Source organism: Saccharopolyspora antibiotica, from assembly GCF_047200635.1.
Classification (GTDB): domain Bacteria; phylum Actinomycetota; class Actinomycetes; order Mycobacteriales; family Pseudonocardiaceae; genus Saccharopolyspora_C.
The window spans coordinates 1-14,096 of record NZ_JBJZOI010000029.1; the positions used below are offsets into that span (position 1 = coordinate 1).

The 14,096-nt window shown below is 74.4% G+C and carries 13 protein-coding genes; 7 read left to right on the forward strand and 6 right to left on the reverse strand.

All coding sequences use genetic code 11. The annotated features are described in order from the left end of the window. Window positions 1-77: 77 nt before the first annotated feature. On the reverse strand, window positions 78-767 hold the full coding sequence (locus ACL03H_RS21300) for a type 1 glutamine amidotransferase domain-containing protein (protein WP_412813064.1): 690 nt from the start codon (window positions 765-767) through the stop codon (window positions 78-80). 198 nt (window positions 768-965) lie between these two features. Between ACL03H_RS21300 and ACL03H_RS21305 the strand changes: the two genes are divergently transcribed. From ACL03H_RS21305 to ACL03H_RS21320, 4 genes are all read left to right on the forward strand, one after another. Then, window positions 966-1,181: a hypothetical protein gene (locus ACL03H_RS21305; RefSeq protein WP_412813065.1), complete on the forward strand. Its 216-nt coding sequence runs from the start codon at window positions 966-968 to the stop codon at window positions 1,179-1,181. Window positions 1,182-1,228: 47 nt separating this feature from the next. Next, entirely contained in the window at window positions 1,229-1,570 is a 342-nt protein-coding gene (locus tag ACL03H_RS21310) for a hypothetical protein (protein WP_412813066.1), read from the forward strand. 418 nt (window positions 1,571-1,988) lie between these two features. After that, window positions 1,989-2,204 carry a PLDc N-terminal domain-containing protein gene (locus ACL03H_RS21315; RefSeq protein ID WP_412813067.1) on the forward strand — a complete coding sequence of 72 codons (216 nt, stop codon included), beginning with the start codon at window positions 1,989-1,991 and terminating at the stop codon, window positions 2,202-2,204. 158 nt (window positions 2,205-2,362) lie between these two features. Then, on the forward strand, window positions 2,363-2,629 hold the full coding sequence (locus ACL03H_RS21320) for a PLD nuclease N-terminal domain-containing protein (protein ID WP_412813068.1): 267 nt from the start codon (window positions 2,363-2,365) through the stop codon (window positions 2,627-2,629). Window positions 2,630-3,071: 442 nt separating this feature from the next. Here the strand turns inward: ACL03H_RS21320 and ACL03H_RS21325 are convergent, their stop codons facing one another. From ACL03H_RS21325 to ACL03H_RS21340, 4 genes are all read right to left on the reverse strand, one after another. Beyond that, window positions 3,072-3,650: a DUF4232 domain-containing protein gene (locus tag ACL03H_RS21325; RefSeq protein ID WP_412813069.1), complete on the reverse strand. Its 579-nt coding sequence runs from the start codon at window positions 3,648-3,650 to the stop codon at window positions 3,072-3,074. 844 nt (window positions 3,651-4,494) lie between these two features. Continuing rightward, on the reverse strand, window positions 4,495-4,752 hold the full coding sequence (locus tag ACL03H_RS21330; protein WP_412813070.1) for a DUF3040 domain-containing protein: 258 nt from the start codon (window positions 4,750-4,752) through the stop codon (window positions 4,495-4,497). 122 nt (window positions 4,753-4,874) lie between these two features. Continuing rightward, window positions 4,875-5,942, reverse strand: coding sequence for a hypothetical protein (locus ACL03H_RS21335; protein WP_412813071.1), 1,068 nt, complete (start codon window positions 5,940-5,942; stop codon window positions 4,875-4,877). 109 nt (window positions 5,943-6,051) lie between these two features. Continuing rightward, complete coding sequence (locus tag ACL03H_RS21340) at window positions 6,052-7,257, reverse strand: cytochrome P450 family protein (RefSeq protein ID WP_412813072.1); 1,206 nt, start codon at window positions 7,255-7,257, stop codon at window positions 6,052-6,054. Between the two features lie 109 nt (window positions 7,258-7,366). Between ACL03H_RS21340 and pabB the strand changes: the two genes are divergently transcribed. The 3 genes from pabB to ACL03H_RS21355 all read left to right on the forward strand — a co-directional run bounded on the left by pabB (window position 7,367) and on the right by ACL03H_RS21355 (window position 10,950). Then, window positions 7,367-9,364: an aminodeoxychorismate synthase component I gene (pabB, locus tag ACL03H_RS21345; protein WP_412813073.1), complete on the forward strand. Its 1,998-nt coding sequence runs from the start codon at window positions 7,367-7,369 to the stop codon at window positions 9,362-9,364. 184 nt (window positions 9,365-9,548) lie between these two features. Further along, complete coding sequence (gene idi / locus ACL03H_RS21350; RefSeq protein WP_412813074.1) at window positions 9,549-10,139, forward strand: isopentenyl-diphosphate Delta-isomerase; 591 nt, start codon at window positions 9,549-9,551, stop codon at window positions 10,137-10,139. A gap of 64 nt (window positions 10,140-10,203) precedes the next feature. Continuing rightward, a complete protein-coding gene (locus tag ACL03H_RS21355) occupies window positions 10,204-10,950 on the forward strand; it encodes a thioesterase II family protein (RefSeq protein WP_412813075.1) in 747 nt (248 codons plus the stop codon). A 166-nt stretch (window positions 10,951-11,116) separates the two neighbouring features. Here ACL03H_RS21355 and ACL03H_RS21360 read toward each other — a convergent pair whose 3' ends face one another. Further along, window positions 11,117-13,939 carry a helix-turn-helix transcriptional regulator gene (locus ACL03H_RS21360; protein ID WP_412813076.1) on the reverse strand — a complete coding sequence of 941 codons (2,823 nt, stop codon included), beginning with the start codon at window positions 13,937-13,939 and terminating at the stop codon, window positions 11,117-11,119. Window positions 13,940-14,096: the final 157 nt, after the last annotated feature.

Sequence of the window (14,096 nt, forward strand, 5' to 3'; positions counted from 1 at the left end):
CCCCGGCCCGGGGGGGGGGGGGGGGGGGGGGGGGGGGGGGCCCCCCCCCGCCCCCCCCCCGCGCGGCTCGCCCTCGGCTAGCTCGTGCGCTCGGCCAGCAGCGACACCAGCTCGTCGGCCGCCGGGCCGGACGAGGCCGGGTTCTGGCCCGTGATGAGCAGCCCGTCCCGCAGCACGTGCGGCTCCCAGTCCGCACCCTTGCCGTAGTCGCCGCCGCGCGCCTTGAGCGCGTCCTCCACCAGGAAGGGGACGACCTCGGTCAGCTGCACCGCCGCCTCCTCGGAGTTGGTGAAGCCGGTGACCCGCTTGCCCCGGACGAGCGGCGCGCCGTCCTCGCCCACGACGTGCCGCAGCACCCCGGGCGCGTGGCACACCAGCGCCACCGGTTTCCCGGCGCGCTGGGCGTCCTGGATGAGGGCGATGGAGGTCGGGTCCTCCGCCAGGTCCCACAGGGGTCCGTGGCCGCCCGGGTAGAAGACGGCGTCGAACTCGTTCACGTCGACCGAGTCGAGGCGCGCGGTGTTGGCGAGCGCCGCCATCGCCGCCTCGTCCGCTTCGAACCGCTCCGTCGCCTCGGTCCGGGCGTCGGGTTCGCTGCTGGTCGGGTCGAGCGGCGGCTGCCCGCCCGCTGGCGAGGCCAGCACCAGCTCCGCACCGGCCTCCTGCAGCCGGTAGTACGGCGCGGCCAGCTCCTCCAGCCAGAACCCGGTCTTGCGGCCGGTGTCGCCGAGCCGGTCGTGGGAGGTCAGGACGATCAGAACCTTCATGGGGCACCTCGCAGTGCTGTCGGCTCGTTCCACGGTCCCGCGGCTCGCGGGTGCGCGCCCGTCAGGTCGCGCGGGAGCCGACCCTAGGAGATCGTCGGATCCGGTTCCGGTGCCGGGGCATGATCGCGGCGCCGCACGGGTAGGGGGAGGGCAACGAGAACGCCCGGCGGAGCCGCCGGGCCCACGGGAAGGAGCGGCATGGCCCACAACGCGCACTTCATCGCGAACACCGGGAGCGAGCCGGTGATCATCGTTCGGGACGATCGCGGCACTCCCGTGACGAAGCTGGAGCTCCCGGTGGGTGAGACGCGGCCGGAGCAGGCCGACGCCGAGCTCGGAGCCGCCGGCTGGAACCGCGAGGCGGACTGGAGCACCGCCGACGACGGCTGGGTCGCGCCGGTCGTGCCCGCGTGACCACCAGGCCCACCGACAGGAGGCACCCGAGGAACGAGGAGAGCACCGTGACCGAACGAGGACTCCCGCTGCCCGACTACGACGAACTGCCGCTGGGCACGCTGCGCCACCGGATGCGCGCCCTGGACGAGGACGCCCTCCGGCAGCTGCTGGAGCACGAGCGCGCGCACGCCAACCGGACCCCGGTGCTGGAGCTGCTCACGAGCAGGCTCGACGAGCTGGAGCGCGGCGCCACGCCGTCGTCCGGTTCCCAGGAGCAGATGCCCGAGGTCGCCGAGCACAAGCGCTCCGGGTCCCCGGTGGGCCCGAGCGGCCCGGCCGAGCCCGGCCGCCCCACCGCCCACGGAACCGTGGGGCAGACCGGCAAGGGCGCCGAGCACTCCGAATGAGCGCGGAGGCGTCAGCGCGGTGACCTCGCCGCCCTGATCCGGGGTGGCCCTGAGCGACGGCCCCCGGTCCCTCGGGATCGGGGGCCGTCGCCGCGCGGCGGGCTCCCGGCGACGGGTCATCGCGCGCCCGGCACCCGCGCGGAGGCGGGCGCCCCTCACCGGTGGAGCGCGGGGTGGAGCGCGTCGCGCTGCCGCCGAATGCTCCGACGGCCCGGCTCGGGACCACGATCAGCGCGCGCGGACCCGGGGGGACGGCGAGCGCCGGGTGGGCATCGACGACCGGCCACGACGCGCCGACGACCGGCCACGCGGTGCGGGACGATCGGCCGACGCCCCGGGGCCCGCGCGGGTGCGACGGTGGCTCCTGCCGGTGGCGACCCGCCCCGGCGACGAACACCGAGAGCGGAGCCGACGCCCCATGACCCACGTGCTCGAAGCAGCAGGACTCGGCCAGCTCTGGATCATCGCGATCGGGCTGCTCGCGGCGGTCTTCCTGCACGTGCTGATGGACGTCCTCGTCCAGCCGATCGACGGCGGACGCAAGCTGCTGTGGGCAGCGCTGGTGCTCGTGCTGCCCGTCGCGGGTGCCGTGCTCTGGTACCGGCTGGGGCCTCGAACCGTGCACGAGAGCTGATCCTGCCGGGTCGGTGGGGGTAGGACTTTCGGACGAGGCGTCTCGAACCGATCTTCCGACGTGCGGGTGCGGCGAAAACTGCGAAAGTGGTTCACATCAGCGGCGGACGCCGCCGAAGCAACCGAGACCCCAGCACTCGCTGAGAACGGAGCACTCCGATGACCACCCTGATCGCGCAGCACTCGATGGCCGCGGCGAACGGCGCCGAGCAGATCTGGGGCGTGGTGCTCTTCGGCGGGGTGCTGCTGGTGGCCTTGGCGTTCCTGGTCTTCTTCGTGGCCGCCCTGATCAGCATCCTCGGTTCCGAGCACACCGGCGGCATGAAGCTGGTGTGGGTCGTGCTCGCGTTCATCGCGCCGTTCCTCGGCCCGCTGCTCTGGTTCGTCATCGGCCGCTCCGACGCCCGTCGCCGAGCCACCGCCTGACCCACCGCGGCTCCCGCGACCTCGCGGGAGCCGCGCCCGCCCCGCGCCCCCGGCCCGGGGCCGCGAGACCCCCTGCTGGACCGCGCCGACGCGCACGGGGGTCGAGCGGTCACCGCGCCGGGGGCGCGGTGCGTCGTGGGACGGCTCGCCCGCCGGGGCGCGGGCCCGATCCTCGTCGAGCACCGGTTGCCTCGCCGGTGCTGCCGGCGGGGCGCCGCGCTTCGACGCCGTGCGGTGCGGCGCCACGACCACCGCGCCTCCGCCCGAACTCCGGACGGCGCGGAGCCCCCGGCGGAATTGGTCCGCCGGGGGCTCCGGTGCGCACCGCGTGCTCGGGCCGCCGAGTTCCCGGAATCGCGGAGGAATTCGGGCAGCGCTCATCGCGCCGCATTCAACGCGGTCCGGGAATGGGTGGCTGAATTCCGGTCCGAGACCGGATGGCTCAGAAGGTGACGCCCTGCGCGGAGGGCTGGAGGGTGCCGACCTGGATGGACTTGACCGGGAATTCGACGTACTCCTCCTCGCTGCGGACGTCGGCCTGCACGGTGCCGCCGACGTCGGGGAGGTTCACGGTGAAGCCGGTCGCGACGTAGGTGTCGGGGTCCTGCTTGCCGCCCAGCTCCAGGTGCGTCCCGGCGAAGGCGGACTCGCCCGGCTCCAGCCGGATGTCCGTGCTCGCGCCCGGGTGGTCGACGTGCTCGGTCGGCACGTCGATCGGCTGGTTGGCCATGTTCATGGCGGTCACCGTCGGGGAGCCGTTCAGCACGCAGGGCTCGTCGCCCTGGTTGGTGACGGCCATGAGCAGCACGCCCGGCCGGTTCGGCTGCGGGATCAGGTCGACGTTGAAGTCCTCCGCCGAGCACGGCGAGGCGGAGATGTCGGTCGCGGTGCCGTCCTGCTGCACGGCGGCGTTCGAGAGGCCTTCCGGGGCCGACCCGGTGGCCTGGCCGCAACCGGCGAGCAGCAGCGCTCCACCGACGAGTCCGGCGACACCCAGCGTGCGAGTCCGGTTCAGCGACATGTCATTTCCCCTCTCTGGTGATCACGGAATTCCGTGTTCTCTCACTCCGCAAGACGCCTGCGGCGCAATGGGGTTGTTCCAGCAATCGGAAAAACTTCGCGAGACCGGGTGGTGAAGGGTTTCCCGGTCCCGGCGGGGAGCGTAGAGGGCATCGGTGATCTCCGCTGGGTGTGCTCCACCGGCCCCCGCGCGGGCTCGGAACCGCGTGCGCGTCGCCGCCTCGCGGGCGGAGGTACCGCGACGACGAGAGGCAGGTCCCGGTGCGAGGTGGACGCCGAGCGCGCAGGGAGTGCCGCGCGCCGGAACTTCGCGCACCCGCGCGTCGAACCCCGCGCGGACGCCCCGCCGCTGAGCGCCGGGGTCCCGCGCCCGGACGGCGGGCCGGGCACCACGAGGATCGAGGACTGTGGCGCCGAGGTGATGAGCGCCTCGCGGCTACGCGATCGCCGAGCGCTCCGGGGGCTGACCGGCGATCCGGTCCGGCGGCCGGCGGGCCCGGCCGCACGACCCCGGCGGCGCGAACACCGCTGCCGCCGGGAACGGCGGCCCGGCCACTCCGACGCGGGCGGGCATCCCCGTCCGCGGCAGGCCGCTGCCGGAACCGTCCGACCACTCGGAGGGCCTCGAACCGCGGCGGCTCGAACCGCTGCCCCACGAGATCCCCGTCGGCCAGTCCTGCGTCAGCACCCCCGTGGGCGCGCCGCGCGCCACCCGCGACGAGCTGGGCGTTCCGCACGACCACGCGGTGCTCGGGGGCGACGAGACCTCCGTCCACCACCGCGGGTCCGCGCGCGGAGCTCCGAGCTCCACCCGAGGTGAGCCGGGATCCGGTGAGCGGCGGCGTTCAGCTGGACCAGATCCGCCAGCCCCGGGTGGTCAGCAGCACCCCGGTGAGGGCGGTGCAGAGGGCGAAGCCCGCGGCGTCGTTGAGGACGAGGGCGACCCCGGCGAACAGCCCGCTGACGACCGCCAGCGCGAGCCTGCGCCGGCCCAGCGCCGGTGGCGGGAGCTCGGCGTCGGCGAAGGCGCGGGCGAACTCGGGATCGTCGACGGCCAACCGGTTCTCGATCTCGGCGAGCCTGCGTCGTTCGGAGCGGTGCATCGGCGTCCTCCCCGGCTCGCCGTGGACCTGTGCGCCGAGCGTGCCCCGAGGAGGGCGTGCGGGTCAGAGGCCAACGGCCCGGATGCCCGGCCGGGCGCCCGGCGTCGGGCGCCCGGGCCGGTTCAGTCCTGGTGGACCGAGGCGAACGGCCTCTCCTGGCCGGGATAGCGGCCCGCGCCGCCGACTGCCAGCAGGTCCCCGTCGGCCAGCTCGGTCCCACCGGCGGGGACGCCCGCCGACGGGCCGGGCAGCACCTGCCAGCGATCGCCGTCGAAGCGCAGCGCGTTCTCGCCCAGCGACCACAGCTCGTCGCCGACGCGGACCAGGTCGCCTCGGGGTCCGACGCCCTGCGGGCTCGGTGCGACCGACCACTCCCCGCCGTCCCAGTGCAGCAGCAGCGCGCGGGAAGCGGCGGGGTCGGCCGAGTCCTGGATCTGGCCGGTGGCCCACACGTCGTCAGCGGCCAGCGGCTGAACCTGGGTGAGCCGGACGGACTGGTACTCGTCGAGCTCGATCGCGGGCACCGGCACCTCGGACCAGGCCGCGCCGTCCCAGTGCAGCGCCAAGCCCTGCCCGTAGCCGCTGTCACCGCCGACCGCCCAGACGTCGTCGGCCGCGATCCCGCCCACGTCCCCGAGCGTCCAGTTCCCCTCCCGCTCCGGCACCGCGACGTCCCGCCAGGCGGCCCCGTCCCAGTGCTGCACGAGGCCGCGCCCGGTGCCCGCGCCGTCGTCGAAGGAGCTGCCGACGGCCCACACGTCCGCCGGACCGAACGCGGCGAGGCCGCGCGCGGCGTTGCGGTTGCCGGGCGCGGTGAACGGGACCTCGGACCAGGTCGTCCCGTCCCAGTGCAGCGCGGAGCCGATGCCGTACTTGATGTCCGCGCCGGTGGCCCAGGCGTCGGCCGCGCCGATGACGGCGACCTCGTCCAGCCGCCCCACGTCCGGCACGGGCACCTCCCGCCAGCCCCGCGCGTCCCGCAGGTAGGCGAGGCTGTGCTGCACCGGGTTGGACTCCATCGAGCCGCCGACCGCCCACACCACGCCGTCCCCGGCGGCGGCCGAGGTCAGCGCGGCGTAGCCGTCGAGCGGCGGCAGCGGCTCGTCGGCCCAGCCCGCGGCGGCCGCCTGCGGCGCCGCTCCCAGCAGCAGCGCGGCGGTCGCCGCACCGATCCACGTCAGTCGTGCCATCGCCATCTCCCCGGGGTGATCTCCTGCCGACAGCACGCGCGGAGCGGGGCGGAGGTTGCCTGGGATCCGGGGACCCGGGATCCGCCGGAACCGGTCAGCTCCGAACCGGTCAGCCGAGCACGACCGGCAGCGCGAGGAAGCCGTTCATGACCAGCCCGCGGCTTCGCCGCAGCTCAGCTTCCCCGGCGGCGAGCCGGGCACCCGGGAAGCGGCGGGTGAGCTCCTGGAACGCCACCTCGCCCTCCAGCCGGGCCAGCGGGGCCCCGAGGCAGTGGTGCAGCCCGTGCCCGAACGCGAGGTGGCCCGTGCGGCCGCGGTCGAGGTCCAGCTCGTCGGCCTGCTCGAACTGCTCGCCGTCCCGGTTCGCCGACGTCAGGTTGATCAGGACGAGTTCGCCCGCCGGGATGGTGGTCCCCCCGATCGTCACGTCCTCGGCGGTGAACCGGTGCGTGCTCATCCGCAGCGGGCCGTCGTAGCGCAGCACCTCCTCCACCGCGTCGGGCAGCAGCTCGGGCCGCTCGCGCAGCGCCGCCCACTTCGCGGGCTCCGCCAGCAGCCAGCGCGCCCCGTTGCCCACCAGGTTCACGGTGGTCTCGTGCCCGGCGACGATGAGCAGGAACGCGGTGGCCAGCAGCTCCTCCTCGGTGAGCCGGTCCTCGTCCGCGGAGGCCCCGGTCAGCGCGGAGATCAGGTCCTCGCCGGGTGCCGCGCGCTTCGCGGCGAACAACTCGTGGAAGAACGCCGCCATCTCCCGGGAGGCGGTCAGGCTCTGCTCGATGGGATCGGGGACCAGCAGCGCCGCGGTCCACTCCCGGAACCGCGAGCGGTCGCCCTCCGGGACGCCCAGCAGCTCGCAGATCACGGTGATGGGCAGCGGGAACGCGAAGCGCTCGATGAGGTCCAGCGGCTCGCCGGTCGGCAGCTCGTCGAGCAGCCCGGTGACGAGCTCCTGAACCCGGGGGCGCAGCGCGGCGATGCGGCGGACGGTGAAGTCGCGGGCCAGCAGCTTGCGCAGCCGGGTGTGGTCGGGCGGGTCGGCGTTGAGCATGTGCTTGGAGAACAGGCCGGACAGCTCCTGGCCCGCCGACGGGTCCCGCTTGGCGCGGATGATCTCGTTCAGGCGGTCCGAGTCCTTGGCGAGGCGGGGGTCGTTGAGCGCCGCGCGGGCCTCGGCGAAGCTGCCGATGACCCACACCGGGGCGCCGTCCCGCTGGATCGCGCGGTGCACGGGCGCCTGCTCCCGCAGGGCGCGCTCGACCTCGGCGGCCCGGTCCCAGTAGCCCTCGGTCAACAGCTCGGTTCTGATGTCGGTCACGTGATCGAGTCTGCCGCTCCGCGCCACCAGGTGCCAGACCCCCGGTCCGGGGTGTGGGCTTGGCCGCGACCGGGATCCGAAGGCCCCGGTCGGCGGGGACCATGTCCCGGTGCGGACGCTCCTGATCGACAACCACGACTCCTACACGTACAACCTGGCCCACCTGCTCGCCGAGGTGAACGGGCGGGAGCCGGAGGTCGTCGCGCACGACGCGCTCGAGATCGGTGAGCTGCCGCTGGAACGCTTCGACGCGGTCGTGCTCTCGCCGGGGGCGGGGGACCCGCGGCGGCCGCGGGACTTCGGGCTGTGCCGGGACGTGCTGCGCAAGGCGGAGCTGCCGGTGCTGGGCGTGTGCCTCGGCCACCAGGGGATCGCGGTGGCGGAGGGGGCCGAGGTGGTGCGCGCACCCCGGGCCCGGCACGGGCACCGGGGCCGCGTCCGCCACGACGGGGACCCGCTGTTCAGCGGGATGCCGGCGGAGTTCGCGGCCGTGCGCTACCACTCGCTGTGCGTGGCCGAGCCGCTGCCGCCGGAGCTGGAGGCGCTGGCCCGGGCCGAGGACGGGGTGCTCATGGCGCTGCGGCACCGCTCGTTGCCGCGCTGGGGAGTGCAGTTCCACCCGGAGTCGGTGGAGACCGAGCTCGGGGCGCGGCTGCTGGCGAACTTCCGCGACCTGGCGGGGGGAACCACCGCCCGCCCCGCCCGTCGCCCGTCCCCGCGCGCCGAGCCGGAGCCGACCTACCGCGCGCACGTGCGGGAGCTGCCGGAGGTGGACGCCGAGGCCGCGTTCGCCCTGCTGTTCGCCGGGTCCCCGGAGGCGTTCTGGCTGGACAGCGCGCGGCTCGTGCCGGGGACGGCGCGCTTCTCGTTCCTCGGCGACGGGTCCGGGCCGCTGGCCGAGACGATCCGGCACCGCGTCGGCGAGCGGCCCTCGATCTTCGACCGCCTGGGCGCGGAGCTGGCGCGGCGCCGGGTCCGCGCCCCGGAACTCCCCTTCGACTTCGTCGGCGGGTTCGTGGGTTACTTCGGCTACGAGCTCAAGGCCGAGTGCGGCGGGGACGCCCGGCACCGGGCCGAGACCCCGGACGCCTGGTGGTTGTTCGCCGACCGGTTCCTCGCCGTGGACCACGAGCTCGGCCGCGCCCACCTCGTCGCCCTGAGCGCCGACGGGGACACCGAGCGGGCGGCGGGGCGCTGGCTGGCGGAGACGGCCGACGCGCTCGCGGGGCTGCCCGCGCCGCCGGACCCGCTCGCCGGGCACCGCGGGGTCGAGGACGTGCGGCCCTGGCTGGAGCGCTCCCGCGCCGAGTACCTCGCGGCCGTCGAGACCTGCCGGGAGGCGCTGCTGGCGGGGGAGAGCTACGAGATCTGCCTGACCACCGCCGCCTCGCTGCCCGCCGGGGGCGATCCGTTCGAGACCTACCGGCGGCTCCGCGCGTTGAACCCAGCGCCCTACGGGGCCTTCCTGCGCTGCGGCGACGTGGAGATCGCGAGCTCCTCGCCGGAGCGGTTCCTGAAGATCTCCGGCGGGACCGCCGAGGCCAAGCCGATCAAGGGCACCGCGCCGCGCGGGGACACCCCGGAGGGGGACGCGCGGCTGCGGGCCGGGCTCGCTGCCGATCCGAAGGCCCGCGCGGAGAACCTGATGATCGTCGATCTGCTGCGCAACGACCTCGCCCGGGTGTGCTCGCCCGGGTCGGTGCACGTGCCGGTGCTGCGGGACGTGGAGAGCTACCGGACGGTGCACCAGCTGGTCTCCACGGTGCGCGGTGAGCTCGCGCCCGGCCGGGACGCGGTGGACTGCGTGCGGGCCTGCTTCCCCGGCGGCTCGATGACGGGTGCGCCGAAGCGGCGCACCATGGAGCTCATCGACGAGCTGGAGGGCCGGGCGCGCGGCGCGTACTCCGGGGCGCTGGGCTACCTGAGCTGCACCGGGGACGCCGACCTGGCGGTGGTCATCCGGACGATGGTGGGCAGCGGCGGGAGGTGGCGGATCGGTGCCGGTGGCGCCGTGGTGCTCGGCTCGGAGGCCGTCGCGGAGTACGAGGAGATGCTGCTCAAGGCCACCGCGGCCGCCCGCTGCCTGCCGGAATCCACAGTGGATTGAAGGAGCGGCCGTTCGGCCGAGGCGGATCCGGCCCGGCTGGGGCAGGCTTGCCCGGCAGCCGGAATCCGCGAGTGCTCCACTCGGAAGTGTGAGTCTGCGCCGCCAGATCGCCCCGGGAGGTGGAGCGGGCAGCCGGTGACGTGCATGATCGAGTTCGGTTTTCGACGACAGGGAGGACGACGGCATGGAGCGAGTGGTTCTGCTCGACGAGGACGGTCGAGCCGTGGGCACCACGGACAAGGCGACGGTGCACCACGAGGACACACCGCTGCACCTGGCCTTCTCCTGCTACCTGTTCAACGGTCGCGGTGAGCTGCTGCTCACCCGGCGCGCGCTGAGCAAGCGCACGTGGCCCGGGGTGTGGACCAACACCTGCTGCGGGCATCCCGCGCCCGCCGAGACCCCGCACGACGCGGTGCTGCGCCGGCTCTCCGACGAGCTGGGCCTGCGGATCGAGCGCATCGAGCTGGTGCTGCCCCGCTTCCGCTACCGCGCGGTGATGGGCAACGGCGTCGTGGAGAACGAGATGTGCCCGGTGTTCCGGGCGATCGCCGAGGTCACCCCCGAGCCGAACCCCGCCGAGGTGGACGACACCCGCTGGGTCTCCTGGACGGAGCTGGTCGACGGGGTCCGCGCCGGGACCGCGGACATCTCGCCGTGGGCCGCGTTGCAGATCACCGAGCTGGCGGGGCTCGGCCCCGACCCGGCCGCGTGGCCCGCCGGGGACCCGGTGGACCTGCCGCCCGCGGCCCGGGCGCCGATGGGCGCGATGTGATCGTCGCGGCCGGGGCCGCTGTTGGTAGCGTCGCCGCGCACCCTCGACCAGCGCGGAGGACTCGATGACCGGGATCGCGGCGGACACGGCCAAGTGGATCCGGCGGTTCAACCCGGCCCCGGAGGCCGGCGCGCGCCTGGTGTGCTTCCCGCACGCGGGCGGGGCGGCGTCCTACTACTTCCCGATGGCCAAGCAGCTCGCTCCGTCGATCGAGGTGCTCGCCGTGCAGTACCCGGGCAGGCAGGACCGCCGGTCCGAGCCCTGCCTGGGCAGCGTGCAGGAGCTGGCGGAGCAGGCCTTCGCCCGGCTGGAGCCCTGGGCGGGGGAGCGGCTCGCGCTGTTCGGGCACAGCATGGGCGCCAGCGTGGCCTTCGAGGTCGCGCGGCTGCTGGAGGCCTCCGGAACACCGCCCCGGGTGCTGTTCGCCTCCGGCCGCAGCGCGCCACCGCGCACCCGGAACGAGGGCGTGCACGCGCTGCCCGACGCGGAATTCCTGCGGGCGCTGCGGGAGCTGGACGGGACGCAGTCGGCCGCTCTGGAGAGCGAGGAGCTGATGCGGCTCGCGCTGCCCGCGCTGCGGGCGGACTACCGGGCGGCCGAGACCTACTCCTACCGGCCGGGGCCGCCGCTGCACTGCCCGATCTCCGTGCTGGTGGGCACCGGCGACGCGAAGGTCACCGCGGACGAGGCGCGGGACTGGGCCGCGCACACCACCGGCCAGTTCCGCTTCCACCCGTTCCCGGGCGGCCACTTCTACCTCAACGCCGAGTCGGACGGCGTGCTCCGCCTCATCCGGGAGCAGCTCCGCTGACGCCCTCCGCGGCGGGGTCCGCCCGCGCGGGAGCTGCGACGTGCTTGTGGACAACTCGGTCAGGGCTGTGGACAAGTTGGGCACAAGCTCGGGAAACCGGGGTGCGCGGCCTGTGGATCGAGCTCCGGAAGGGCCTTGCTGAGCTGCGAAGACTCCTCGGTCTAGATCACGTGCTGGTCTTCTCCGCAAGCCGCCCTTCGAGGGACGCGGTGGCCAGCTCGACCCGGGAGCGGCAGCCGGTCCGGGCGAACAACCGGGTGAGCCTGCTCTCCACGGTCTTCTCGCTGACCTGGATCGCCATCGCGATCTGCCGGTTGGTGTAGCCGTCGCTGACCAGCCGCACTATCCGGCTCTCGGTGCTGGAGATGAGCTGCTGCTTGCTGCGGGCGCGCGGCGGGGCGATCCCGCGCTGGCGCATCAGCTCCTGCGCGGCGTAGCGCAGCTCGGTCCAGCCCAGCCGCCGTGCCATCGCGTGCGACTCGTACAGCAGGCCCTTCGGCTCGTCCGAGAGCTCGGCCAGCAGCAGGTGCAACCGGGCGAGCTGCGGGACGTCCTGGCGCCGCCGCGCGATCTCCAGCGCCCGTTCGGCCGGTTCCACCGTCCGGCGCAGCTCGGCCTGGGCCATCAGCACCGCGGCGGAACTGGTCTCCGAGCGCAGCCGCTGGTCCAGCGCGACCAGTTCGTCGAGCAGCTCCGCGGCCTCCTGCTTGTGCCCGTCCCGCAGGCTCAGCGCGAACAGCCGGTGCAGCAGGTGCTCCAGTCCGGCGGCCCCGCCCCCGTCCCGGAGGTCCCGGTAGGCCGCGCGACCGGCGCGCAGCGCCTCCTCCCGGGCGCCGGCCCGGTAGGTCACGCCGAGCCGCGCCCAGGCGAGCACGTGCCCGCCCGCGATGTGGTGCTGCGGGGTGTCCTGCAACCACTCCTCGGCGCGCCGGTGCTCGCCGCGGCAGGCACAGATCTCGGCCGCGACCGCGCGGGCCAGGAAGCGGGCCGGGGTGCGCCGCTGGGGCGAGAGCTCGGCCTCCATCCGCCGCGCCGCCGACAGCGCCAAGTCCCACTCGCCGTCCCGGTAGGCGCTGAGGATCTCCTGGTAGTACAGGACGCTGCCGCGCGCGGGCAGGCGGTAGCCGTCGCCGAGCACGATCTCCAGCGCGGTCGCGTGGTCCGTCATCGCGCCCGCTTCGCGCAGCCGATCCGGAGCGGCCTCGTCCACCGGCGGTTGCGCGCGGTCCGTCCACAGCGACCAGGCGCGGTGGAAGGTCTCCGAGTCGCCGCCCGCCGCGTGCAGCAGCATCAGCACCTCGGGCAGCTCCGGCAGGTCCTGCGGCTCGGACTCGCGATCGGCGTCCCGGGTGAACAGCGCGTTGAACCTGTCCGCGGCCTCGTCGAACCGGCCCTCCCGGACCGCGGCGGCGAACTCCTGCAGCTCGGTGTCGAAGACCGCGCCACCCGTGAGCGCGGTGAACAACCGGGCCGGTTCCTGCGCGGGGGTGGACTGCTCGTCCTGCAGCAACGTCGTCAGCCAGCAGAGCCCGACCGCCACCAGCAGCGTCCGGCGCAACGGCTTGGCGTGATCGTCCTCGTTGGCGCCCGCGATCAGCGCCGGGACCAGCAGCCCGAGGTCCTTGGTGAGCTCGTCGTACTGGCCGAGGCTGGCGCGCAGCCGCAGCAGCTCGTCCAGCAGCGGCGGCCACCGGTCGTCCTCTTCGGACAGCTGCTGCAACGCGGCCTTGTACCAGGTCGCGGCGCGTTCCGGGGCGGCGCTGGACATCCGGTCGGCTTCCTCGATGAGCACCCGGATCGCCGCGGGCTGCCCGTTCAGGCTCTCCCCGATGTGCACCAGGTGGGAGGCGAGGCGGCTGCGGTCCACCTGACCGTTGCGCTCCAGCTTGGCGAGCATCTGCCGCGCGAGCGCGGTGTGCAGCGCGCGGGCGCGCTCCGCCCCGGAGCGGCGGCGCAGCGCCGCGGCCAGCGCGGGCACCGCGAACCGGAGCTCGCCGTGCTCGCCGATCTTCAGCACCCCGTCCTCGACCAGGGCGTCCAGCCCCCGGCCCGCGCCGTCCAGGCTGATCGCGGCGGCGGCGGTGAGCATCGGCAGCTCGTCCACCGACACCCCCTCCTGCAGCGCCAGCAGCACCGCGAGGCGCTCGGTGTCGTCCCCGTCCGCCACGACGGAGCGGACCAGGGGATGCGATTCCGGCAGCGAGATCGGCTCGTCCAGCGGGGACAGGCAGAAGTGCTGGTCCACCAGCACCAGCCGGTCCCAGGCGAGCAGGTCGTCCAGGGTGGACAGCACGGTGGCGGGATTTCCCCGCAGCGGCCCCAGGGCGGCGCGTAAGGCTTCCGGCACCGTGGGGTCCAGCTTGGTCCGGCCGTGGGTGGAGCACCAGCGCTTGAGCAGTCCGTCGAACTCCTGCTCGTCGAGCGGCCGCAGATCGATGATCTTGTCCGCGAACGGGGCCAGCTGCCCGCTCGTGGCGCGGGTGGAGACCACCACCGCGCACCCGACGGCCCGCAGCCGCTGGGCCAGCAGCGAGATGATCGAGCTGGTGGTGCTGCCGCCCTGGTCGGCGTCGTCGATCACGATGACGGTGCGGCCGCGTTCGGCGGTGACCGCGAAGACGCGCGCGAGCTCGTGCACCAGCGGCAGCGCCACCGGGTTGGGCGTCCTGTCGAGGTCGGCGCGGATCCGGGTCGCGGTGGCCAGCGCGTCCAGCAGCACCGCGTGCCAGCTCGACTCGAGCTGCTGGCGCGCGGCGTCCAGCAGCGAGTCGATCACTTGCGCGGTGCCCGCGATCGGGTCGACGGTGATCGAGCAGACGGTGGCGTCGTCGTGCCGCCAGGAGTCCGCGAGCGCCTCCAGCATGGTGGTCTTGCCCTCGCCGGGACCGCCCCGCACCAGCACGAGCGTCCCGCCGGGCGCGCGGCAGGCCTCGTCGGCCTCGGCCTGCTGATCTCGTCTGCCGGACATCGTCGAGCGTTCCCGCGCCATGGGGTCCCCTCCGGATTACCTGCTGTGGCGGTGCTTCATCGTCGAGGTGTTTTGATACTTTTGCACTAGCAGAGGATCAAGCTCTCGCGGATGAACACGCTTAGTGACCCATAGTCATCGAATCTTCGCTATCGCGCCAGTAAAGGTGTAGCCCATT